We start from the raw sequence: 23,657 nt of genomic DNA on the forward strand, positions 1-23,657 counted from the left end.
GTTTAAGGCAAAAGTACTGTTTATCTCACTATTTCTATATGGAAATAAAGATGAACCATTCTTCTAATATCCTGAACCAAGTTAAAAGAGTTGTTTACTCGACGAAAATATATACGTATACTGGTGTCTATTGACTCTGATTGAGATAAAAAAATGGCTATCAACTTTGTCGACAGCCTGAGCAATTCCATGATATTTTAGAACTACACTTTATTTAGAAGACACTAAGTCCGCCACCAGAATATAACGTTCCGGTGATGTTCCTATCAAATCAAACGGGTAGCATGTAGAGAGTGTTAATGTTGCTCTCGGTTTCGGAACAATTACTGTTCGGTCATCCTTGTCTACGATACGGATTTGCTTTACTTTATACGTAAATTCCCCCGCAGATGTTTGAACAACAAGCAGATCTCCTTTTTCAACCTCACCTAGTTTGCGAAACACGGTATCGTTATGCCCGGATAGGACTGAATTGTCTTTTTCACCAGGCAGAACACTCCCAGCAAAATGGCCTACCCCTATATCTAGCTCTTCTTCATCTGTTCCGTGATAAATTGGAAGTTTTGCCTCTAACTTTGGAATAATAAGCTCACCAATATTTTCTCCCTTTTCAGGACGCTTAGAATAAAGTGGATCTGGATCTTCTTGGTGTTCATCATTTTGTTCTGTCTCGTCAGTCGCTTTCAAATCTGGCTCTACTTTATAGTCCTCAGCGTTTACTTGACCTATTTTAAAGAGCATATAGCCTTTTAAATAAGTATATGCATTCGTGCCACTAAACCATAGTCCAAATACAATAACCATAATTGATAGTGTAAGAAGAACCAAGCGCTTGCCGCGTCTGTTTCTTCTTTTGTTAGTCCTTATCATTGATTAATTCCCTTTAGCCCTAATACGGCGGAATAACACAACACCAGCTAAAGTAAGTGCAAGTCCAGCTAATGTATTTGGAACATAGTCGGAACCTGTCTTTGGAAGCTTGCCTCCTTTAACTGTTTTGGCAGGTGGGGCTATTGCATTTTGATTTTCCGTCACGATTTTTTCTGCCTTCTTAAGGTCTTTTCCAGTTTCCTGTATTAACTCTGAACCAAACATGTCAGCTGTCAACAGTATATCAGCAAGAAATTCCCCTTGCTTGTTGTATATTTCAATTAACAGATTATACCCATTTGTTGTCTCTATAGTCATCAAAGTTTCCAGTGATATGGTTTGTTTATCGCCGTCTTTTACAAGATAATATTTTGTTTCTACTTGGAAAAGATTGAGCATGTCACTAAAAATATCCAAAAGCTCCGCGATTTGTTCAGCAGAGAGTTCTTCGGCAGTTTCAAAATATTCCAATGCGATCATTCTATCGCTAAGTTCAAATAACTTTTCTTCAAATGCAGGATTTTCAAAATCAAGCGTTTCAAGATGAGCAAATAGCTTCTCAAGTTCTGCATCAGTAAGTCCAATCGCTGTGAAAAGATCAAAAATTCCGTCTAAATTTTCATCGCCATACATATAATAATCGATGGCTAGTTCAAGGTCTTCGATAAATTCATAGTTTTCAATAGAATCACCATTTTGATTCAAAAACTGTTCTAGTGCTTTGTTTGAATCAAAGCCATAATCCTCAAGAAGCTGCTGAAGGTTTTCATTATCAATCGGAGTACCTTCCCAGCCATTTAAGTAAAAGTCAATAAATTCAGGTAGTTCTTCTTCAAAAATGATAAATGTGCCATCTAATACATCTTGTCCTTCTTCTATATCACCGTTTTCAATAAGAAGTACATTTAACTCTTCCCGACTCAAATTAAATTCATCAAGTACAGGTTGAATAGACTTCTCCGTAAGTGGTGTGCCGAGCTCATCCACCGAATCAAAATATTCTAAGTACCAATCTTTGCTTTCAAGATAATCGATATAATCTTGTTTATTCCAGCCAATTTCCTGTAAAAATACTTCAAATTCAGGTTCCTTCGACTCAATTGCAAAAGTCAAAACTGGTGATACTCCAAAGCTAATAACAACAACCAACAGTAGTGATACTAAGTGTTTCATTCCTTGCCCCCTCTGATTTGTTAGAATAATATCTATAATAGTATAATTCTAATAGTGGGTTTTGTATAGCACCTATTTTTTCCTCCAAAAAATCCCTTCTAAACCCCAAAAAACCACCAAATTAAAAAAACTTTCACCATTTCCACCCCCAATCCCCAACTTCCTTCGATTATAGAAGTGAAGGGAGGGAAACACGATGGAAAAACGAACAATGTCAGTGGAAGATGTAGCAATCTATTTAGGACTGCATAAAGATACGATTTATGATCTCGTAAAAGAGAAGAAGATTCCTCATATAAAAATTGGCGGGAGAATCTTTTTCCTGGAAGAAGTCCTGGAAAGATGGATGCTAGAGAACATAAGGTAAATTGCTGCATTCGGAAGGTCAACTTTCGAATTGCAATTTGCCTATTTGGCATTGCTATTAAGACTTTGGTAGGGAAAAACGCACGTGAAAAAAATAAAATCTTAAGGAGATATAAACATGACAACATTCAATTTTCATAGGGATAAGAACTTTTTAATGGATTGGTTAATGCTAAATCATCTGACTACGGGAGAAATTGTACTTTGGCACACGCTGATGAACATTGGAAATAGACTCGGGCAAAAGAGTGTTTTCAATGCGCCTAATTCTACATTAATGAAATTTACCGGTCTATCTAAACAGGGGATCATCAATGCGAGGAAGAAGTTGCTTGAACGAGGCTTTATTCGTTATGAAAAGGGGCATCAAAACAAGGCACCTGTTTATGAAATGATTCCATTACCTCAAGCAATCGGGCAGTATTTTTCTACTACTAAAAACCAGGAGTTGACCCGGGACTTGACTGGGGAGATGGCCCAAGATGTTACCCAGGACTTTACCCTGCACTTGACCTCTTACTCGACCCAAGAGTTGCCCATACATAAAGATAAAAGTAAAGAAGAGAGAAGAGGAGGAGGAAGCGAGCGTGACATGAATCCTCTATTTAAAATCTATGAAGAAAATATAAACAAGCTAACCCCATTGATTCGAGAAGCGTTGATTGAATGGACCAAAACAACAGGCATTGAGATAGTCAAAGAAGCAATTGCTATAACGGTGAAAAAAGGCGGCCGAACGTATAGTTACACTGAAAAAATATTGAAAGAATGGCAGCATGCTGGGTTACAGACAATTGAAGCTGTTCAATCCTATGAACTGGAAAAAGAATTAGAAAAGGATAATAAGCTCATTCCATTTCGTAAGCCAGATAGTAAAGAAAAAGAAGATATATTTGCCGAACTTTTAAAGGAGGAATTTTAAATGTTACATCAAGAAGCAATCGAAGTGTTAAAGACGATTAATGAAATGTATCCAAAGTTTAATCTGACAAAGCGCAAGGCTGCGATGTTACTTCCTAACTTGAAGGAAATGGATTATCCGGGGGTCATGAGAAATCTTTCTCTATTTATTATGCAAAATCCTTATCCGCCCATGCTTAGTGAAATTGCAGCTTACCCTGAAGTGGAAGATTCGCATATAGAAGAAATGATGAAATGGCATGAAGAAGCGGAAAAAGTTCCTCCAGAAGTGAAGAAACAATTTCTAGAAGAGTTCGACAAATTAGTACAGAAGAAGGCAGGAAAATAGGGATGGATACGTATTATGCGGAAACAAGTATACTAGGATCGATTTTAATCGAGGGCACGCTTTTTAAAGAATTAGAGATTAATGAGTCGTACTTTACCCACAATAAACATCGGCAAATTCTCTTAGCGATGAAGCAGGGATATAAAGAAAGAGAGGTTGTTGATATTGTCATTGTAACAACGGTTTTAGGAGATAAGATTGAGGAGGTTGGTGGGGTCACGTATCTCACCGAACTCGCTGAATCCGTACCAAGCACTGCAACATTTAAACATTATCAACAGATTCTTATTGACGCATACCAGCTACGCGTGGCCCAACATGCCATACAGCAGTTCTTGAGTAATCCTTCCAACACATCGATAGAGCGTTTGCTGCAGGATTTACAGGCATGCAGGGATTTAACTATAGATAAAGAAGAAAAAAGTACCTATGATAACTTGGTTGAAATAGGTGAAGAACTGTTGAAGCCCAGTCCTGAGAACCTAGGCTATCTCACTTCACTCGCATCATTTGACCAAATAACAGGAGGGCTCAAGGGAGGGGATTTGATTATCCTTGCTGCAAGGCCATCCGTTGGAAAGACAGCATTCGCCCTTAATCTAGCAGCAGGACATTGTAAGAATGGAGGGGCATCCCTCATCTATAGCTTAGAAATGAGGACGAAGCAGCTATTGAAACGAATGATTTCTGCAGAAGGGAGGGTAAATGCGAGTAAATGGCATGATATCAGCAATCGATTTACAACAAATGATTATAAAAACGCGATGCGCGCAATCGGAGAAATGACAACTTGGGAATTAGAAATCTTTGACAGGAAGTACAGCCTTTCCGAAATTCGAGCGGGAATTCGACAACAAGTCCATCAGAATCCCAAACAAAATCATTTGGTGTTCATCGATTACCTTCAATTGATAAAACCAGCCATCTCCCACCGTGATCGCCGTGATTTAGAAATCGGTGAAATGACAAGGGAACTTAAATTGTTAGCACTGGAGCTGAACATCCCAATCGTACTGCTTTCTCAGCTGTCACGAAGTGTGGATTCAAGGCAAGATAAACGACCACTCATGTCTGACTTGCGTGAGTCAGGAAATATCGAACAGGATGCAGATGTCATTTCTTTCTTGTATCGTGACGATTATTACGATAAACGGAGTAAACAGAAGAATGAGATGGAGGTAATTATAGCGAAGCAGCGGAATGGACCTACAGGAACGGTGAGGATGGAGTTTTTGAGAGAGTTTGGTGTGGTGAGGGAGGAGGTGGGGGTTTTGTGTTGATAAGATAAAAACAGGAAAAAAGGGCTGGCTTTCTATTATTCTAATGTATTAGTTTGATAGAGACTAGCCCTCCCGTTTTTATTTCCACCTTATTTCGACCAAAATGGCTAAGGTCATGGACGACAAGGATGTCACCAAATCTCATTTTAGAACGTATTTCATTATTAGTGTTACGTTCTTTTAAATTCCTATCCGATTGCTTTTCTTGATAAATTTTATCACAGCGAAATCTTCTAGTTCTTTTACTACCATTCAAGGTTTTGTTCTTTAGTACTAACTCAAGTGTATGCAACAATCCGTTATTATGGTAAATAAAAGTCGTCTGAATTTAAAGGGGTTTTATATTATAATGACAAGGTAGAAGCTAATTTTAAAATATATATGGTAAAATAACTTTGTGAAATATTGTACTTAAAGTAACGGGCAGTTTAGTAGAACAAGGGGTGTTATGATAATATCAAAGTGTCCTACATAATGAAATAGTGAAATCAACGGATATGGACTTATGGTTAGAACGAAAACAAAAAGGAGAATCTTATGTGCAGAAACATTAGAACATTATATAATTTTGATCCACCAGCTACCAATGAAGAGATTTATGCGGCTTCTCTACAGTTCGTCAAAAAGATAACAGGCTATAACAAACCATCAAAGATTAACGAAGAGGCATTTAATCAAGCAATCAATGAAATAGCTAAAGTCACAAGTAATTTATTGAATACGTTGGAGACCAGTGCGGAGCCTCGTAATCGAGAGGTAGAAGCTGAGCGTGCGCGCATAAGATCAGCTAAAAGATTTGGAGCGAAATAATTAGAACTAAAGAAAAGTGATTAAGTATTGATTTACCTTTATGTGTGATCTTCATCAGTCGGTTGCATTGATCCAATAAGGATTAATGCACTTTTTTGTTGAAGCTATTAAACTACCATAAAAGAACGAATTTTTCTTGCATTTCGGCGCAATCAATTCATAAATTCTTTGTGAACACCTTTTGAACGAGTTGGAAGGGCTTTGAGTTCTTTCGCTAACGGATGCAATAGCTACACAAGGCAATCATTGAAACGCTCCTCTTTTTCTTGTGGAGGGACAAAGTTTGAGTAATAAAAAGACTTCTAAACTTGAAAAATGGCGAGAAAAATATGTGTCATTTGCTGTTGTAATAGGTTGTATATATAGTGTTGTTTTAAATTGGGGAGATGATTCTTCTTTGTCTTTTCTCCATTCCATTTATATTGTGCTAGATTCATTTCATATTCTTTTTTTCAACACAATCTTCACAGCTAGATATTTGATTTTCCTCAATAGCAATCCTAATTAATAAAACAGTATCAATCAACTACCTGTATAAAACGATTACTTTTTTATCCAATTGCCATTGTCATTTTTTTTGTACTTTTGTTTTACGGCGCTCCAGGCAACCTTAAAAGCAGTTTCTTCTTCGTCATATTCGTCACTTGCTGAATTGAATGCTTCTTTGAAAATTTCTTGTGCGTGATGCGGTAAGTTATCTCTTACTGATTCTGGAAGATCACTTAACGTATTATACGGCATAGTCTCGTCTCCTTTATTAACCTTTTACTAATGATTTCCCTATTCTAAATCATGATAAACTAATATGTAAGGAAATTCTTTCTCATATCAGTCAGTATACTGGATTTACGCCAATACTTCGGACACAAAACAGTAAGTCAAAAACTTACTTTCTAATTGTAATATTAGAAAATTATGTGGTTTGACATGGAGACTCGTTTTTAAACGTTTTTACCTTTTTTCTTCCTATTTCTAGTATCTAAATAAGAAGCAGCAGTATTTAACATAAAATGTATCGTATCTAATTAAATTGAACAGAGTACTCCTTTTTAGTCTTACTTCGTATCAACTCATCCATTCCTTGTGACTCATAGGCTTTTACCCAATCACATATAGGTGTCTGGCTGCCCATTATATTTTTTTGCCCAATGAACTATAGCCGATATTGCCATCTAAATACTCGGTGACAAGCTTCATCTTAAATTCCACACTATATTTAAAACACCCCCGAAAGTTAGATTTATTACTCTAACTTTCGGAGCTCGGTACCAATCACATGATAGATGCAGGCTATTTTTATTTCTATATCTGTCTACTTTAAAGGGAGCTTATCAAAGAAGGATAAGTACCAATTCTTGTTGAATTTATTAAAGAACAGGATTGTTCAATCAGGAGATACCTTAGACCAAAGAGAGAATTTTACAAATGGTATATGGATCAAAGAGGATGTGGATGTTCTGAAAACAGCCCTACACAGGATTATTCTTTATTATTATAACCAACCAGAAATCTGAATTGAACAGATAGGTTGGTATATTAAAAAAATGCTAAATAATGATACGTCTAAAATATATACTCAGTATATATTTTAGACGTATTTTTATATGTGTATTGAGTTTGAATATAATATAAAAGGGTATTTATAAAAAAATATGCTTTATTTCACTATATACTTAGTATATAATAAAATGGCAAAGAACGGGAGGGGTTATTAATATGATTAAAGTTAACAATCTAAAAAGGGATTTTTTGCAAGGGCAGCAAAGAACTCAAGTACTGAAGGGTATTGATTTGGCCATCGAAGAAGGGGAATTCGTGGCTATAATGGGTCCGAGTGGTTCTGGGAAAAGCACGTTACTTCAATTATTGGCAGGACTTGATGTACCTACCGATGGAGACATACAAATTAATAATAAATTTTTAAATAAAATGAATGAAAAAGAAAGAACGATTTTCAGGAGAAAAAAACTAGGATTTGTTTTTCAAAATTATCAATTACTGTCTACTTTAACTGTAGAAGAAAATATTGCATTTCCTCTCCATGCAGATGGAAAATTGACGAATGAAAAAAGTAAAATGATCAATGCGTTAATACATTCAGTAGGATTAGAGGGACTTAATCATAAACGAGCCAATCTGCTCAGTGGTGGTCAGCAACAACGTGTAGCCATTGCCAGGGCACTTGTTAATAACCCGACTGTCTTATTAGCTGATGAACCAACAGGTAATTTAGACAGGGCTATGGCAGAGGAGATTCTTGGATTGTTTTTGAAATTCCATCGTCAAAACAAGCAAACGATTGTGATGGTCACACATGATATTTTTGCAGCTGGTTTTGCAGATCGTATCATTCTTTTTAGAGACGGGGTTATAGATAAAGTTATATCCAGAAAGGATAGTGACTATGCTAAGTATTTGGCGAATTTCATGGCGTAATATAACAACAAATAACAAAAAGAGGTTTTTCATTACGCTGCTTGCTATTATACTAGGGACGTCTTTTGTAACAGCTATGCTGGTAGCTGACAAAACAACAAAAGACGTATTTGACTATTATGAGCAAATGTATGTAGCTAATGCTGATTATTGGGTTTTAAGTGATGAACATAGCTATTCTGAAGAAATGATTTCATCTATTCAAAACGATTCAGCTGTTACAGGTACATTGCTCGCCCTTGATAAGCAAGCTTTCTTTGAACTAGAAAGCGATCATTCTCTGAATGAAAGATCTGTAAGAATTACAGGTGTAAACGATCAGAATAGCCCTCTGCTAAAACTGCCAGTTATTGAAGGTAGCTTAGATAATAAAGGGATAGTAATAACAGAAGCTGTCGCAAACCTTTTAGGTAAAAAGGTTGGAGATACCGTTCGGTTTACCAATATGGGAGAAGCGAAAGTTTCGGCCATTGTTGAGTATACACAATTGCTTGCAAGTCCGAGTAATTGGGAACGTGCTGAATCAACCAGTTTTCGCATTTTGGCTCCACTTGATATGTTAAGAGAGTGGACAGGACAATATAACGAGATTTCCTATATGCGTTTTCAAACCAAAGGTGATGGTGAGGAGCTCTTTCACTCACTTCAGCAAAGTTTCCTAGGTTCTAGTGTATTTATCCAACCTGTAGTGGCAGATGATCTTCAGAGCAATGATATAGGTGGTATCTATACCTTTTTCTATATAATTGCCGGATTGTCAATATTTATCAGTGGGTTTATTGTTTTTAATATGATTTATACAAGTGTTATCGAACGAAAAAAGGAATTTGCAATAATGAAAAGCCTTGGTTATACACAAAGCGCTGTTTCTAAGCTTGTGCTTATTGAAATGATACTTTTAGCATTGATTGGTACAGCAATTGGCGTTCCACTTGGCATATGGTTTGGAGACATGTTTATACAAGCCCTTCTTAGTGTATTTGAATTTGATATGGTCTACACTTTAAATTGGGAGCTCCCAACGCTTGTGGCTATTATCATTGGATTTCTATATCCTATCGTTTTTTCTCTTTTTCCTATTTACAATGCAGGTAAGACATCACTTTTATTCACATTAAAAATGGCAAATGAAAGGGATGGATCAACAAGACTGCACATCCTTAGAGCTGTGGTTGGAGTGGGTCTTCTATGCTTTGTATTTATAGATCACCCTGTTACATATGCAGCTGTATTAGCGAGTGTCATTCTTTTGTTTCCTTTACTATTGATAGGCTTGAGTAAAATATTTACACCTATTTTAAAATCATTTTTCAATTATCCTGGCATCATGGCTACAAAAAATCTGTTCCAGCAAATAAACCGCAATGCAAATACAGCTGCTATTCTAGCAATTGGTATATCGGTTATATTATTACTTGGTGCAGTGGTAGAATCAGCACCTCAAGGGTATGAGAAAGAAATAAGAAGTACGTATGGGGGAGATATGAGGGTTACGTCTGAATTATCATGGTCTGCTGAAGATATCACAAAACTTCTTTCATATCCTGCGGTAACAGACGTTAAGCCATTAGCTGAAGCAGCACCAATTACATGGGAAACAGTTAATGAAGGAAAAAGACAATTTTCCGTTATTTCGGTAAGTGAAGATGGCCCCTCATTATTTGCGGATCTTCAAGAGAAGGATTTGTACAAAGCGTTAACACAGAAATCTACTGTGTTGCTCGGAGATCGAGCCTTTGAAGAATGGGGTGGGAATATTGGGCAAAGCATACGAATGAATAGCCCAAGTGGTGAACAGTCCTTTGAAGTTATTGGAGTCGTCAAAACATCGCATCATTCTGGATATGTTGCATTCATGGATGCTACTAATCTTAGTAATGAATTTGGATGGACAAATAGCTTTGATTTGCTGCTTACCGTGAACAGTAAAGCGATTGATTCCACACGTGATCAGTTATGGTCTGATTTTGGCAATCATCTATCAAAGGTCCAAACGGTAGAAGATGAAGTTGAATCTACCACTTCAGCAATTTCTGGTATGAATGAACTTATTTTAGTTATGTTGTTGATAATCATCGGCTTAGCTAGCATTGGTACAGCTAATACGCTATTGATGAATACGTATGAACGAAAGTTCGAGATTGGAACGATGCGAGCGCTTGGTTTTACTAAACAACAGATTAGAAATATGATATTAGCTGAAGGCTTGCTTATTGGACTATCAGGAGTAATAGGTGGTATTGCAACTGGTATAGTTTTAATTTATGTAACAAGTAAATCTGAGCTGATGGAAGGATTTATTTCTTTCCAATTTCCTATTAGTAATATTATACTTGCGATGATTGCCGGAGTTACTCTAAGTCTCTGTGCAGCCTGGATTTCCAGCAAAACTGCGAGTAAATTGGATATTCAGTCATCACTTAAAGAAGGTTGATAAATTGTCAGTAAAACATGGGATTTTAACGTTATTATTCCAGCAACAACATCATGGATACGAATTGAAATTAGAATTAGATTCCCTTCTTGGAATCAATGGTAAAATTAATCCTGGTCAGATATATACCACTCTCGATCGCTTAATACGTGATAATTTAGTCTCGTCACCGGGATCGGATGATCAGGAAAGAAAACTATACGAAATAGAGCCAAAAGGCAAAGATGAGTTAGAAAAATGGTTACTAGAACCTGTGCCTTACTACACATCAAAAGAGGGTTTTTTCTTTAAATGGAATTGTGCCCGTAAAATTCACTTTGAACAAGAAAAGAATATGCTTGAACAACAAAGAGAAATGATTATAAAAGAAGTAATGGAATTAACTAACTTAAAAACGGAGTTACTACTTCAAGGTGACGAAAATAAATATTTATTAATCACTGGTATGTTATTACATTTAGAAGCAGATTTGAACTGGATAGTTCAAGTTGAAAATCGAAATCGTTAATATAAATTTCATATCTATCAGGCAGAGGATTTTCCTTCTCTTCAAAACCTCTGCCGAAATCAATTGTTCCCCATAAAAAGGTAAAGGAGCATTTTATGAATATTATCGTTGAATATAATTGGGAATTATTTATCATAACAGAGGTGTTGTCTTTAATTTCAATTTTATTGTTTGGCGTATTTCGATATTTCTTTAGTAAACCAAGACTAAGCATGGTTTTTATTTTCACCTTTCTTTTATTATTAATTTTGGAAGTGCTGCTTGGAATCTATGTATATCGTCAAACAGGCGAATTTTCAACGTTTTTATTAATTATTACTGTATTTGTCATTTATGCATGCACATTTGGTATATTCGATTTTATCAGATTAGATCGTTGTATGAGGAAAAAAATAGGAAGACTACGTGGTGTTGAGTTATTATCGGAAAAAGACTATGAAATTATGAAACGAAATAGTAATCCTAAATATATTGCGAAGAAATATCGTAAATTCTCATTAATTCATTTAGTACTTTTTGTTATAGCTCAAACGATATTTTGGTCTATGGGGACGGATAGTATTGCTGAAATTATAGTTTATTTAACCGATTTTTCTTGGCTGGATGAAGGAACTGTAAAGGAGTCACCTTATCCAAATGAAACCCTTTATGCAATCGGTGTAATCTGGGGTATAGTTTTTATCGTAGATTTTATTTATTCATGGTCTTATACCTTGTTTCCTAGCAAATAAAAGAAGCATCTATTAGCCAGCAGAGTGGTTTGAAGAATCTTTTGATAAGTCTACATACATTTCTTTACGATCAGATCACTATCAGGGTTAATTCTTTGAAATTAGTTTAAGGTAAACGGCAATTGGAAGAGGACTGGATTGTCTTCACGTCTGCGGCTGTGGGGGAGAGGTCATTATAAATATTTGAAAGTGAAAAAAAATTAACATAGCTGGCAATAAAAAGAAAAAATGGCTGAACCGTTTAGAAATTTTCAGCCATTGCTTATTCATCTTCTATTTTATATCTTAAGTAATCATAATTATCTGTTGGTACTTTTTTTACAACATTCCCTTCGTCATCCTTAGTAATGTTATATTGACGGTATGACTCCACTCTATATCCATCTTCAATTTTGGTTTCCACTTTTTCATATTCTATGGATGAATAGCTTTCGAATGGATCGACTTCTTCCACTTCAGCACTTACTTCCTCTGACTCTTCATTCGTTTCATTTGTAAAGCTTGATCTAAATCCAAAATAGCTCTCTTCAGGAGATTCTAAATATGCCGTAAATCCCAATGCGACAATAATTCCAATGAAACCAAGTATCTTTTTCATCGTCATCCCTTCCTCTTTTACCGTAAAGTAGTAACTTTTGTATGTGCAGATCGCGGGATACGCAATTTCAAATAGCCGACAAATGACAGAACCAGCATACCTATTAAAAAGGCAATAAAATATGGAGAGATAACCTCACGAATAAGCCCGGTTACAAATGAACTGAAAATCATTCCTAATGAATAGACCGCCGACATCACCCCAAATGCACGGCCATGTCCTTCCCTGGCTACAGCATCTGTTACTGCTGCGGCCATTGCTGGCATTATCACCCCAAAAAAGAACCCCATTAAAAATAATAAAAGTGATAAGGCTGTAGTCCACTCATTGATAAGTGCAAACAGAGTCATACACATCCCGAATAATCCGAACATCATCCTTTTCACAGGAGCAAAGCGATTAATAAAAAACAGAGATAAGGAAAAGAATGTTCCAATAGCCATAAAACTGAACAATTTCCCTGTTGTGACGGTAGATAGTCCTCTTTCCACTGATAAATAAGGGACTTCATAGATGATCACACCATGAATGTACATCACGGCAAAGCCTACCAGAAAAACAACATGCAAACCCGGATTTGCCAAAACATGAATAAGTCCCAACGACTGATTTTTTCTATTCACAGTGACTGCTTGTCTATCTTTTAGAAAAACCATCGTATAAACAGACGTTATTATCAGTGCTGCCCCAATAACAAAATAAGAATTGGCGTATCCAACCATAACACCAAGCTTTCCTCCAATCAGTGGGGCAATAATACTTGCGATTGTACCAAGCATCCCATTTACAGCCATGTTTTTTCCCTGCTGCCGGCTATTTTCTGCATATCCTGAAAGTAGTGCCATTGCTGCTGGAATCAAAAAGGCTAATGAAAATCCATTTAATGCCCGCAGTACTAATAATTCTGCAGTGTTAGCCACTAAGCCATGAAAGATAAATAGACTACCCGATACAAGCAATGGGAGCGTAATAAATAATCGCTTTCCAAACCTGTCAACAAGTGGACCTGCAATTAAATTTCCTATTAGATTAGCGAGCTGAGCGGCACTAAGCATAATTCCAATCAATATACTGGACGCTCCAATCATTGCAGCATAAGGAGTGAAAATCGGTGCTTGAATACTCATGATCAGGCTGATTAAAAACATCATGACAAAAATATGTAATTTATCTGCTGTTGCTTCTCTCAATTTTTCCACCTCGAAAACATTGTATGCTCCAAATGAAAAAATAGACGAGCATTTTACCGAAGAACATTCGACAAACCGAGAATTGTATGGACCGTGGGAACAGGTTCCTTGACCCAATTAGTTTTTAGGTTAACTACGGGACGATGAACCTGTCCCCGTGGACCAAAATTATTTAAATAAAAGATACACATGAGCTTATGCTAAGGATTTAAATTATTTGTATCATTATAGAAGAGAAAAAATTTACGTAAAATATTCAATTCTAGATTCAGGGAAATAATGGTGAATATAGCCTCCCAGCGTGTCTTTTATATCTTCTTGCTCCTCATTCTGATAGACATATTTTCCAATCCCATATCTCCCCCATTTCCATTTACGTTTGGATTCATCAAGCTCCAGTTTGGTCATTGGGTAATTTTCTTGGATCACACGTTTAGCTGGTTTGGTGAATCGATGCTGGATCATTTCAAATGTAAGATCTTTCGTTGCAAAAGCAGGTAAAGCAGCCTCCAGCTTTTCAAACATTTCTTTGTATCCCTCTTTCCATCCGTCATGTAAGTAGATAGGAGCAACAATAAACCCTAATGGATATCCGGCCTCAGCTATTTTAACTGCTGCCTCTATGCGTTCATGCAATCTTGATGTGCCGGGTTCGAAGTATTTAATAATGTAATCATCGTTAATGCTGAACCTGAAGCGGGTCCTGCCGTTATGTTTGGCATCGAGTAAATGATCGACATGGGCAAACTTTGTCACAAACCGAAGCTTGCCAAATTCGGATTGTCCGAAGTATTCAATCGCCTTTTTTAATGTATGTGTTAAGTGATCCACCCCAACGATATCGGAGGTACAGGATGCTTCGAAACGAGTCAGCTCTGGTGCTCGTTCCCGCATATATCCATCTGCTGCTTCAAAAATTTCATCCACATTCACATATGTACGGATATATGGCTTACTCCCCATCGTTGTCTGCAGATAACAATAATGGCAATGGCCCATACAGCCGGTAGCAAATGGAATCGCATATTCAGCAGAAGGTTTCGATGTATCAAACTTCAATGTTTTTCGCACACCCACCACCAGTGTCGATTTGGCGGTGCGATACTTTTGAAAATGATTTTCTCCTGGCAAATTGCGGATTTGATTATGGGATGTCGTTTCTCGGATCTCTATTCCCATTGCTTCAAATTTGGAGACCAATTCTTTTGCCAACGGATATTCCATTGCACGTGGTTCAACATACACAAGCTGGGGAACAAATGGCTTAACCATAGAACTCTCCACCTATTTCTGGATTCCCAAATGCATCCTGGTATGCTTGTTCCGCATCATTTTCCAATCTATATATCGCAAATTCATCAGATAAAGGAAAATAAGTTTCGTGCAAAAAAAGAGCCAATTCATTGGGGGCATCCGGATTTTCAACGACAGCTGCTTGTTGAACTTGGGCAACATCTTGAGCGTGAGGGTTGCGAATTATGATATACACTACTTCGCCTGGTCTATACGTTTGATTGATATCTATTTTCTCTCACCTATCTTTCTTAGTCTATTGTTAATTATTCCTCAAGGCACAGAAATTATGCCTAAAGTGGTCACTTAGACTAATATTTAAACAAAGGGTAATATTATAAAACGGTAAAATAAAAGGGGGAATTCTAGAATACTTTCCTTGTCTTAAATAATTGGAGATGTTTTTAATGTTTGATCAATATGGGAGTTGAACGCGACATTCCGACGTAGTTATGGGTGACCATGGTAAAAGTTGTGTCCTTAGAGAGTAAGTTTCCAAATACTAGAATTAAAGCTCCAAGTTTTGCTGTTCTAAAAATAGATATGGATAGAGTCAATGAGGAGACAAAAGAGATGGAAAAGAAATTCAAATGGAAAAAATTATTCGGTACCATTCATCCTGATGAATATCTTGTAGTGGAACATAATACGATGTATGATTTTAAAAATACACTACTTTATACCACAAATCTAGAAGATGTAATTGAATTTCTGGAACAAAAGAAATGGGATTGAGGAAGCATGTATCCCACAACAAAAAAAGTACCGTTTTGCATAATAAAGTGTTCCGTTTTGAGGTGCATTTCTTAAAAATATCACTCAAATGACATTGTTTAGCAAAATTACTGGTTTTAGCGTTTGTGGGTCTTGCTTCATATTCCTTCATCCTCACTACCACATTACTTTTTGAAAATACACTATGTTATCTTTTGATTTTTAAATGTTACTATACTACCCACTTTTTTCCTTTCACTTTTTTAGGTTTAGGTTTTATATCATTAAAATAAACTAACCCCCCACGGTCATATTATAACGTTGGGGGGTGCCGACTAAAACGAATTAATTAAACATCTATTACTATTTCTTTATATAATACTTCCGATAATTTTATGTTTAATACTATTCTACTCCATCAAGAAGTAAAGACCTGCCTACGCCTTAAGCCTCCCAACCTCCATCGCCAAATATACTTCTTTTCCAAACACTTCCCTTGCCTCACGTTTCATTAAATCGAAATCTCCGTCCGACGGAAGATGCGTTAGAACTAGCTTGCCAACATTTGCTTTTTTTGCAATGAGTGCAGCTTCTTTTGCGTCCATGTGTCCAGCTCCAACCGTATGGGTGCTTCCTTCACAAATGGTAGCTTCACATATGAAAATATCTGCATCCTTTGCAAAATCCACTAATGACTCGATATATTCTGTATCAGCTGAATAAACGAATACTTTATCACCGTAAGTAAACTTCACAGCATAGCAAGGGATCGTATGGTTTACGTGATGAAATTCGATTTGTACTCCAGCTATTTCTAATGATTTTTCTTGTTCAATTGGAATATTGACCGATTGTGCACTTTGAATTTGTTCCCACATATTGATTGGTTCGGCAGGGGAGTATATTTTTATCTTCTCAGCTGCTCGTCCTGTTCGTAAAGCACCATTCATTGCATATTGCAAGATACCAATATCTGCCATATGATCGTAATGCAAATGGGATAAAATAACGCCAGATAGTTCCTCAGCTTTTGAAATTAATGATAACTTGCTCATCACGCCACTGCCGCAGTCCAAGAGGATACGTCCTTCATCTGTCGTAATCAAGTAGCCCGCAGTAGCTCCGCCCCTCGTCGGGTAGCCGCCCCAATATCCTAAAATATCTATATTCATCTTTCATTCTCCTCTCAATCTTGGCTTTAAAGAAACGGCAAAGCAAGAATATCCCTTTCACCATTAATTGTTCGACCAATAAATTCCTGTTCTCTTCGATAATGAAGAGCGTTTGCCAATTCAAGCGATTTTTCCATTTGTTCCATGGATTCTATTGCGGCACCCTGTAACCTGCACCTTTCAAGTCCAATAGCACCAACAATCAAGCCCCATTTTAGATTAATGCTACGGTAGATCGTAATAGCTTCCTGCCATTTTTCTGCTGCTTTTTCGTATTCTCCTTTTTGAAAATACATTTCTGCATAGGACCCATGGATATGTCCAATCCATCCTTTAATCCCAACCCGCTTAATCATTTGCATTCCTTTTTCTAACAGTTCTTCGCACAGTAAATTATTATTTTCCATACGGTAAAGGTCTGCAAGTGTTACAACTAAAATCGCAGCGTATCGCTCATACCCATTTTCATTTGCAATACGAATTCCTTTTTCGCAAAATTCCTTTGCCCATTTTACATGTCCATTTATCTTTAGAATATCAACATATTTCCTTAAAGCGCGGCAATAATAATTCATTTGATTGTTCTCTTCAGCAAAACGAATCGCCTTTACTAGCCACTTCCTGCTGAAAGTCATATTGCCAGATAAAACGCCTAAATTTCCACCAAGCATAAAGATCAATTCATTATACTCTTTTGGCCAGTTCTTTTTAGCAAGAATAGGCTCAATTTCCAATAGTTCCTGAATAAGGGCATCAACTGGATGTGAAAACATTTGATGATGGACTTTTCGAATGAATAGGTGGCAAGCTTGTTGTGATTCTAAAATTTCTTCCGTATCCAAACCTTCAAACAGCTCATCAATCATTGCAATGGCTTGTTCATATTCTCCATTTAAATGCACCATATCAACTAAAATCTGCATAAGAGAAATACCTAAACCTTTTGCACCTAGCTCACTATATAATTCGGATAATGTTTCTCTAAGGAAACGTGATTCTCCGCGGAGTTGCAACTTCTTCAAGGTTGGAAGCATTTCTTCTGATAACCAGTCGATCAATTGCTTTTGTGTTAGATAGGATTTTTGATGATAGATTTGTTCACTTAACGTTTCTATATCTTTTTCCTGATCCATTTCAAGTTCTTCATATGTAAATTTTCTCGCATAGTAGTCAGCCAATGTTTTATGTACACTTTTTATTAAATCTTTACTCGAGTAATCTAACATTCCTTGACGCATAAGAGCGTGAATGAATAATTTATCATTTTCACATGTGATAAATGAAAATTTATTAAAATTATCATATTTTGTTATCGCATATCCGGTTGGATGTTCGGTAAGTAAATGTTGAAAAAGATCTTTATTATAAAATCGAGCGATAGACATGATTTTTAATGTTTCTATTTCCTGATCTGATAAATATTGCAAGAATCGATCAAGAATCTCTCGGTGATTAGAGCCAAATCGACTAGGGTCTAACTGCTCACCGCGATTTTTCATTTCAAAATAGGTATCAACGGATAAATCAAGATGGTATGGATAACCGCCGCTTGATGTAATCATTTTATGACGTATTGCTTCTTCTTTGATGCCGCTTTGTTCTAGAAACTGAGAAGCATTCTTTTCATCAAAATTGTGTACCATCTGATGCTTAATAATTTTCTTCCAGTCAGCGTCATATTTTTCCCATTCTAAATACTCGCGACCACAAATGATAAACAAAATATTGGGTGAAGATCCAATCAAATCCCGAACCCATTTATCTTTAGTGTGAACCACTGCTTTATTGCTTAATCCTGACCATAAAGCTTCAAACGTATCTAGGAATATCACTGTATTAGGAATCTGATGCTTTTCGATTGCCTTTTGTAGATCAAAAGCAAAGAATGCAACAAGCTGTTCTTCAATATCTTGAACAGAAGCATTTTCCAATTCCTTTAAATAAACCTTTACTTCTTTATCCAAATTCCAGTTTTTCTTTGTTTCATACACTTTTCCAACAATACCTGAAACGATTCCAGCCATTCCAAGACCATCTAGTTGGCCAATAATATCTGCCATGATTCCTAATTCTTTTTCAAATGGAAGCTTCTTTTCATTAAAGGATATATCTGGATTCCGCTTATAAAAATAAATAGAATAAGCAATTTCAAAATGCGGAAATTGGATACGATGCTTATAGTTGACTTCTCGTACAAGCTCGAGAAGTGCCCTAGGAGGTTAATGTAGCGCTGTATCCTTAAAATCAACGGTAGAATATAGTGCGTTCGGCTCAAGTTCCAATAAATCCTTTTTTAATTGGCTCTGTAAGCTTGTTTTTCCTATTCCACCAACACCGTAATACATGATGACATCAAAATTATCATCCGTTAATCCTCTCATTTTGATATCTTTAAGTGTATTTGAAAATACTGCTCTTGGTCCTTCACGATTTGTAAATTTCTTTGAGGCAATATATTGCTGGGATTTACGTCCAATCTGGAACTTAGGTTGAATTGCCAAATAGAACCTCTCCTTAAATAACATTTGTATTATTTATATCGGAAGCTCCTGTCATTTGGTGAACTCCACCTAAAGAAATACACTTACTTTTCAATCGATCAGTACGTTATCGACATTTGGTAAAGATGATATTCTATTTAACAATGCTGGTATCGGTGCTGTAAAATTTACTGAAGAACTGGTTTGGTTGGATCACCTGGCAGTCAGCATAAAACGCAGCAAAAGCTGTTGTTATTAACTTATCTCGTTCTCTACGATTAGAGTATGCAGAACGCAATATCCGCGTAAACGCACGATGTCCACGGTGTATCGAAACACCAATCTTAATACGAATGTTGCTTTGTGTCGAAAGATAATTTAGAAAATTACGCAAAACATGTTTACAAACAGTTGAAATAAGGATATAATTGCCAGGTAAATTAAAAAATTCTTAAGGAGGTCGAATGAAATGATGGTATTCGTTAAATTAAATTCACAAGTAACTACAACTTCAAAAAAATTGAAAGTCACGCATTCGACCAGATCGGAATGGATCGCTTAAGTTTTTTATGTAATTATTAAGCATACCCATACTGCAGGGAGAAGTGTGTCCCTGTGGTATTTTTATGCCTTTTTTTACCGCAGGGGAGGAGTCTCTCTGCGGTTTTTCTGTTTGGGTAATTTAAGGAGGTGATATGGAATGACGATAAACATTATCTTTTTCACGATAACGATTACCAAGCGTGTGGTATCTCCTGAGGAAGCAATTCATAATGAAAATGTTGAAAAAATCTATGAAGAACACCGAGATAGAGCAGCTAATTATATGCGTCCTTATTAACTTTATTACTTTAAAAAACATGAAAGGTGGGAATGAAAATGATTTATATGTTACAAGGACGTCATGCAGCTTTATGGGTGGAGAAAGACACAACCTGACGGCAGCTGAATTTAATAGCCTCTGACCGGGTGTTATTTAGGAATTATTTTGAACAAAAACTTTAAAAAACCGAGCGACCTTTCCATGAGAAAAGTCGCTCGGTTTCTTAATTATTTATAAATTAATAGTCCCTCTTCGACTTCTACTTCGATGCTAATTTAGGAGGGATTTGCAATAAGAGTGGGTTTGAAGAGGGTAACATCTGGAGATGTTTAAAGAAGATGTCACAGGGAAAATCAATAAAGAACACAGGGAGTGGTTATTGCAACCCGGCAAAGTGTTTTACAGATAGGAAAATATATACTTTCTTATCTGCATAAGTGCAACAAAGGAATTCAGCCAAAGGCTAAGGTGAATGCCTTAGTTTTCTAATCTTTAAGATCTAAGAATAATACAAGATAGGAGATGATTTTGATGGGAAGCTCACATCTGACGGACCCACGTAAGAAGTTTTACACGGACAAGTTCCCGGATCAAGAACAGAACACTCCAGCGTTACAGAATGAAATGAGACCTAAGCCTGACAGCGGAGAAGAATCGTATAAAGGATATAATCGCCTGGAAGGTCGTAATGCCTTGATAACTGGTGGCGATTCCGGGATTGGCCGTGCCGCCGCCATTGCTTATGCGCGCGAAGGTGCCAATGTCGCCATCCAATACTTCCCTGGGGAAGAAGAAGATGCCAACGAAGTCAAAGCATTAATTGAAAAAGCAGGCAGAAAAGCATTGCTGCTGCCATATGACTTGCGGGAAGACGGCGCAGCGACGGAGATTGTTACAAAAACAGTGGAAGCTTTCGGCGAATTGGACACGCTCGTATTGAATGCCGCACAACAAATCGCGCAGCCATCCCTAAGTGATCTTACGATGAAGCAAGTGCATGACACATTCAAAGTTAACATCATCAGCATGTTTGAGACTGTAAAAGCTGCTGAAGAACATCTGAAATCAGGAAGCGCGATTATCACCACGACATCGGTTCAGTCTTTCGATCCGTCCGTACCTTTAATAGATTATGCCGCTACAAAGGGCGCGATCAGCAACTTCACGGTTACTCTGTCTTCGTACTTTGCTTCGAAGGGTGTGCGTGTCAATGGTGTCGCGCCAGGCCCAATTTGGACGCCGTTGCAGTTGGATAACGGAAAATTGGAAGGACAAATCCCTGAGTTTGGCCAAAACTCTCCTCTCGGCCGTGCAGGACAGCCGGTAGAGCTTGCGCCGGTGTATGTTCTTCTGGCTTCCGATGAAGGAAGTTATATTACCGGTCAGATCTATGGGGTGACAGGCGGACAGCCGATAGACTTGTAATCTGAAGTGTGAGACAAACAAAACAAATTCACAGGATTCAGTGATGTTCCACAATAATCTTACAAAAACAGCTTGGTGATCCAGGCTATTATTGCTTATTGAGTAATGCACCATTAGTTAAATAATTGCATCATCAACTACCACCTTAAGGATTTTAATATAAAAAGCCTAATTCCTCAGTATTAATTGAGAAATTAGGCTTTTAAATTGTTACATTAAAGTATCTTCTTTTTCTGTATTGGAGAGTAGTATCTTATTTTTTCTTGGGCTGTAGAAGAGTTTAAAATCTGACTAGCTTTTTCGTTTAGGCCTATATAACAAGCCAGCCCCATAAATAATAACGGGGATCCTAGGAAGACCGACAAAATGATTACACCTAATATGCTTGTTCCATCTGAAGTGGATTCTGCTAATAAGTGGTTCGGAATGGAAAACGGAATACTTGCTGTTATCGTTAAAACTCCTATCCCTATTGTTCTTGCAGCTTTTGCAAGCATAACCTTATTATTATTTTCGATTAGAAAGAATGAAACTCCGAAAATAATCAGTAAAATCCCTAAGATACAGCCAATTGCACTTACGGTTAGCCCAATGTTCTCCAATGGCATTATTTCACACCCTAATATTTATTTTAGTTTCATTCTTTTTTTGTTTTTAAAATTAGACTAACGAAAAGAATTAGACTCGTATATTTTTTAAGAAATTATACCACAAAATATGTGATGAGCAACCCCTTATTTTTCCTTTTATACTTCTCCACATTTTTTCCTTGCAGTTAGTGCAAGATGGGTAAATTATAAATTGGTTTAGGACACAAAAGATCTCATTAATTTTCTACTCATTTCCCATAAAGTTCATTATCTTACTATAATCTCTAAATAATTCTTCTTTTTAAAATTCTGCTTGTTCATAACAAGCAATGCTGGGGGCATCTTCCCATTCCTATGTTTAATAGAATGATTCCAGGGAATATGTCTTACTGAGTAAATCAACATAAAATCAAGATGGAGAAGTAGTTACATTTCATGGAGAACAACTCGAGATAATATCATGAATTAAATAATCTTTAATTCATGATAACAGAATTGAAGGAAGTAGTTTATTAGTCGAAATACAACCAAATCACTACAAATACTAATAACTGACAACATAAGAGAGGGTTGATTTCGTGTGTTAAGTATTCTAGTTGGCTTGGTAATGTTGATGGCTTTAGCCTATCTAGGGTGGTCCATTATTTGGGTGGCTCCTTTAGCAGCTGGAGTTGTTGCTTTACTAAGCGGTTTAGATGTTTATGAAACATATACAGGCACTTATATGGACGGATTGGTCAACTTCGTGAAGGCCTGGTTTCCGATTTTCTTATTAGGTGCAGTATTTGGTAAATTAATGGAAAAGACGGGTGCTGCTAGGTCAGTCGCAAAAAAAGTAACCCAATTAATCGGCAAAAAGCGTGCCATTCTTGGCGTATTAATAGCTGCTGCACTACTGATTTATGGTGGTGTTAGCTTGTTCGTAGTTGTATTTGCTCTATATCCAATTGCACTTGGATTATTCCGTGAAGCAGATATCTCAAGGAAATTGCTCGTACCGACATTTGCTCTTGGTGCATTTACTTTCACCATGACTTCTGCTCCGGGTACACCTCAAATTCAAAACCTGAAATATTAAGTAATACGACCACAATGGCGAGCGGAACGAGTGACAAAATCCAGTTTGGATCCTTTTCATCCGTAGCCTTTTCGGGAGTTTTTTGATCTTTTGGTTCTGTAAAAACGTCTCCTTTAGCAGCAAGTTTCTTTTCTCGATATGCTAACCAAAGATAACCACCTACTGCCATGATTAAAGTAGTGACAATGCCGATGACAGGCCCTGCCATTGGCGTTGTTCCGAAATAATCAATCGGAAAATCGCCATTATGGAACCTTTTGACCCATCATTGATGGAAGGGATAAACTTATTTATAATCTTTCACATTCAAAATCATAATAGCGAGAACCCCGATTAGAAGGGACCATAGCGGTTCCAACTTTACCGTAATAGGAAAGGGAAAATTCCCTATAATATGACTAGTTATCTGAACTAATTAACTAGTTGCTCATAATTTT

The 23,657-nt window shown here is 36.8% G+C and carries 25 protein-coding genes and 1 pseudogene; 14 read left to right on the forward strand and 12 right to left on the reverse strand.

Annotated elements, in window-relative coordinates; genetic code table 11:
* Positions 1-210: 210 nt before the first annotated feature.
* Positions 211-870 carry a class D sortase gene (locus CWR45_RS06255; protein WP_211315938.1) on the reverse strand — a complete coding sequence of 220 codons (660 nt, stop codon included), beginning with the start codon at positions 868-870 and terminating at the stop codon, positions 211-213.
* A 3-nt stretch (positions 871-873) separates the two neighbouring features.
* A complete protein-coding gene (locus CWR45_RS06260; RefSeq protein WP_115749021.1) occupies positions 874-2,043 on the reverse strand; it encodes a processed acidic surface protein in 1,170 nt (389 codons plus the stop codon).
* 196 nt (positions 2,044-2,239) lie between these two features.
* Between CWR45_RS06260 and CWR45_RS06265 the strand changes: the two genes are divergently transcribed.
* The 5 genes from CWR45_RS06265 (at position 2,240) to CWR45_RS06285 (ending at position 5,748) form a co-directional block, all read left to right on the forward strand.
* Positions 2,240-2,410: a helix-turn-helix domain-containing protein gene (locus CWR45_RS06265; RefSeq protein WP_115749022.1), complete on the forward strand. Its 171-nt coding sequence runs from the start codon at positions 2,240-2,242 to the stop codon at positions 2,408-2,410.
* 117 nt (positions 2,411-2,527) lie between these two features.
* The gene (locus tag CWR45_RS06270) at positions 2,528-3,331 is read left to right on the forward strand and encodes a DnaD domain protein (protein WP_115749023.1); all 804 of its coding nucleotides are present in this window, start codon (positions 2,528-2,530) and stop codon (positions 3,329-3,331) included.
* Complete coding sequence (locus tag CWR45_RS06275) at positions 3,332-3,658, forward strand: hypothetical protein (protein WP_115749024.1); 327 nt, start codon at positions 3,332-3,334, stop codon at positions 3,656-3,658.
* 2 nt (positions 3,659-3,660) lie between these two features.
* Entirely contained in the window at positions 3,661-4,938 is a 1,278-nt protein-coding gene (locus tag CWR45_RS06280) for a replicative DNA helicase (RefSeq protein ID WP_115749025.1), read from the forward strand.
* A 537-nt stretch (positions 4,939-5,475) separates the two neighbouring features.
* Positions 5,476-5,748, forward strand: coding sequence for a DUF2277 domain-containing protein (locus CWR45_RS06285; RefSeq protein ID WP_115749026.1), 273 nt, complete (start codon positions 5,476-5,478; stop codon positions 5,746-5,748).
* Positions 5,749-6,291: 543 nt separating this feature from the next.
* On the opposite strand, the gene CWR45_RS06295 is transcribed toward CWR45_RS06285, so the two are convergent.
* A complete protein-coding gene (locus tag CWR45_RS06295; RefSeq protein ID WP_115749028.1) occupies positions 6,292-6,489 on the reverse strand; it encodes a ChaB family protein in 198 nt (65 codons plus the stop codon).
* A 975-nt stretch (positions 6,490-7,464) separates the two neighbouring features.
* On the opposite strand from CWR45_RS06295, the gene CWR45_RS06305 reads away from it, so the two are divergent.
* From CWR45_RS06305 to CWR45_RS06320, 4 genes are all read left to right on the forward strand, one after another.
* Positions 7,465-8,184, forward strand: coding sequence for an ABC transporter ATP-binding protein (locus tag CWR45_RS06305; protein WP_115749030.1), 720 nt, complete (start codon positions 7,465-7,467; stop codon positions 8,182-8,184).
* Positions 8,153-10,618 (forward strand): ABC transporter permease, encoded by a 2,466-nt coding sequence (locus tag CWR45_RS06310; RefSeq protein WP_115749031.1) that lies wholly within the window; start codon positions 8,153-8,155, stop codon positions 10,616-10,618. Before CWR45_RS06305 ends, CWR45_RS06310 begins: the two co-directional genes overlap by 32 nt.
* A gap of 4 nt (positions 10,619-10,622) precedes the next feature.
* Entirely contained in the window at positions 10,623-11,126 is a 504-nt protein-coding gene (locus CWR45_RS06315; RefSeq protein WP_115749032.1) for a PadR family transcriptional regulator, read from the forward strand.
* A 95-nt stretch (positions 11,127-11,221) separates the two neighbouring features.
* Entirely contained in the window at positions 11,222-11,857 is a 636-nt protein-coding gene (locus tag CWR45_RS06320) for a hypothetical protein (protein WP_115749033.1), read from the forward strand.
* 262 nt (positions 11,858-12,119) lie between these two features.
* Here the strand turns inward: CWR45_RS06320 and CWR45_RS06325 are convergent, their stop codons facing one another.
* The 4 genes from CWR45_RS06325 to CWR45_RS06340 all read right to left on the reverse strand — a co-directional run bounded on the left by CWR45_RS06325 (position 12,120) and on the right by CWR45_RS06340 (position 15,170).
* Positions 12,120-12,455: a hypothetical protein gene (locus tag CWR45_RS06325; protein WP_147294826.1), complete on the reverse strand. Its 336-nt coding sequence runs from the start codon at positions 12,453-12,455 to the stop codon at positions 12,120-12,122.
* A 17-nt stretch (positions 12,456-12,472) separates the two neighbouring features.
* A complete protein-coding gene (locus CWR45_RS06330) occupies positions 12,473-13,645 on the reverse strand; it encodes an MFS transporter (protein ID WP_115749035.1) in 1,173 nt (390 codons plus the stop codon).
* Between the two features lie 243 nt (positions 13,646-13,888).
* Positions 13,889-14,917 (reverse strand): spore photoproduct lyase, encoded by a 1,029-nt coding sequence (splB, locus tag CWR45_RS06335; protein WP_115749036.1) that lies wholly within the window; start codon positions 14,915-14,917, stop codon positions 13,889-13,891.
* Entirely contained in the window at positions 14,910-15,170 is a 261-nt protein-coding gene (locus CWR45_RS06340) for a transcriptional regulator SplA domain-containing protein (protein WP_115749037.1), read from the reverse strand. Before CWR45_RS06340 ends, splB begins: the two co-directional genes overlap by 8 nt.
* Before the next feature lie 341 nt (positions 15,171-15,511).
* On the opposite strand from CWR45_RS06340, the gene CWR45_RS19755 reads away from it, so the two are divergent.
* A complete protein-coding gene (locus tag CWR45_RS19755; RefSeq protein ID WP_170138807.1) occupies positions 15,512-15,673 on the forward strand; it encodes a hypothetical protein in 162 nt (53 codons plus the stop codon).
* 416 nt (positions 15,674-16,089) lie between these two features.
* On the opposite strand, the gene CWR45_RS06350 is transcribed toward CWR45_RS19755, so the two are convergent.
* From CWR45_RS06350 to CWR45_RS06360, 3 genes are all read right to left on the reverse strand, one after another.
* A complete protein-coding gene (locus CWR45_RS06350; protein ID WP_115749039.1) occupies positions 16,090-16,824 on the reverse strand; it encodes an MBL fold metallo-hydrolase in 735 nt (244 codons plus the stop codon).
* Positions 16,825-16,850: 26 nt separating this feature from the next.
* A complete protein-coding gene (locus CWR45_RS06355) occupies positions 16,851-18,884 on the reverse strand; it encodes a tetratricopeptide repeat protein (protein ID WP_115749040.1) in 2,034 nt (677 codons plus the stop codon).
* Between the two features lie 159 nt (positions 18,885-19,043).
* Complete coding sequence (locus CWR45_RS06360; protein WP_115749041.1) at positions 19,044-19,325, reverse strand: hypothetical protein; 282 nt, start codon at positions 19,323-19,325, stop codon at positions 19,044-19,046.
* Between the two features lie 233 nt (positions 19,326-19,558).
* On the opposite strand from CWR45_RS06360, the gene CWR45_RS20100 reads away from it, so the two are divergent.
* The 3 genes from CWR45_RS20100 (at position 19,559) to CWR45_RS06375 (ending at position 21,552) form a co-directional block, all read left to right on the forward strand.
* Positions 19,559-19,681, forward strand: coding sequence for a hypothetical protein (locus tag CWR45_RS20100; protein ID WP_245975379.1), 123 nt, complete (start codon positions 19,559-19,561; stop codon positions 19,679-19,681).
* Positions 19,682-20,004: 323 nt separating this feature from the next.
* A complete protein-coding gene (locus CWR45_RS06370; RefSeq protein WP_115749042.1) occupies positions 20,005-20,145 on the forward strand; it encodes a YrzI family small protein in 141 nt (46 codons plus the stop codon).
* Positions 20,146-20,658: 513 nt separating this feature from the next.
* The gene (locus tag CWR45_RS06375) at positions 20,659-21,552 is read left to right on the forward strand and encodes an SDR family oxidoreductase (protein ID WP_115749043.1); all 894 of its coding nucleotides are present in this window, start codon (positions 20,659-20,661) and stop codon (positions 21,550-21,552) included.
* A 215-nt stretch (positions 21,553-21,767) separates the two neighbouring features.
* On the opposite strand, the gene CWR45_RS06380 is transcribed toward CWR45_RS06375, so the two are convergent.
* On the reverse strand, positions 21,768-22,160 hold the full coding sequence (locus CWR45_RS06380) for a hypothetical protein (RefSeq protein ID WP_115749044.1): 393 nt from the start codon (positions 22,158-22,160) through the stop codon (positions 21,768-21,770).
* A gap of 562 nt (positions 22,161-22,722) precedes the next feature.
* On the opposite strand from CWR45_RS06380, the pseudogene CWR45_RS06385 reads away from it, so the two are divergent.
* A pseudogene (locus CWR45_RS06385) lies at positions 22,723-23,211 on the forward strand (GntT/GntP/DsdX family permease); the annotation flags it as partial.
* Here CWR45_RS06385 and CWR45_RS19615 read toward each other — a convergent pair.
* A complete protein-coding gene (locus CWR45_RS19615; protein WP_147294827.1) occupies positions 23,168-23,428 on the reverse strand; it encodes a hypothetical protein in 261 nt (86 codons plus the stop codon). The pseudogene CWR45_RS06385 and the gene CWR45_RS19615 sit on opposite strands and share 44 nt — an antisense overlap.
* Between the last annotated feature and the right edge of the window lie 229 nt (positions 23,429-23,657).

This window comes from Oceanobacillus chungangensis, from assembly GCF_003369565.1.
In the GTDB taxonomy this organism is placed as follows: Bacteria; Bacillota; Bacilli; order Bacillales; family Amphibacillaceae; genus Oceanobacillus; species Oceanobacillus chungangensis.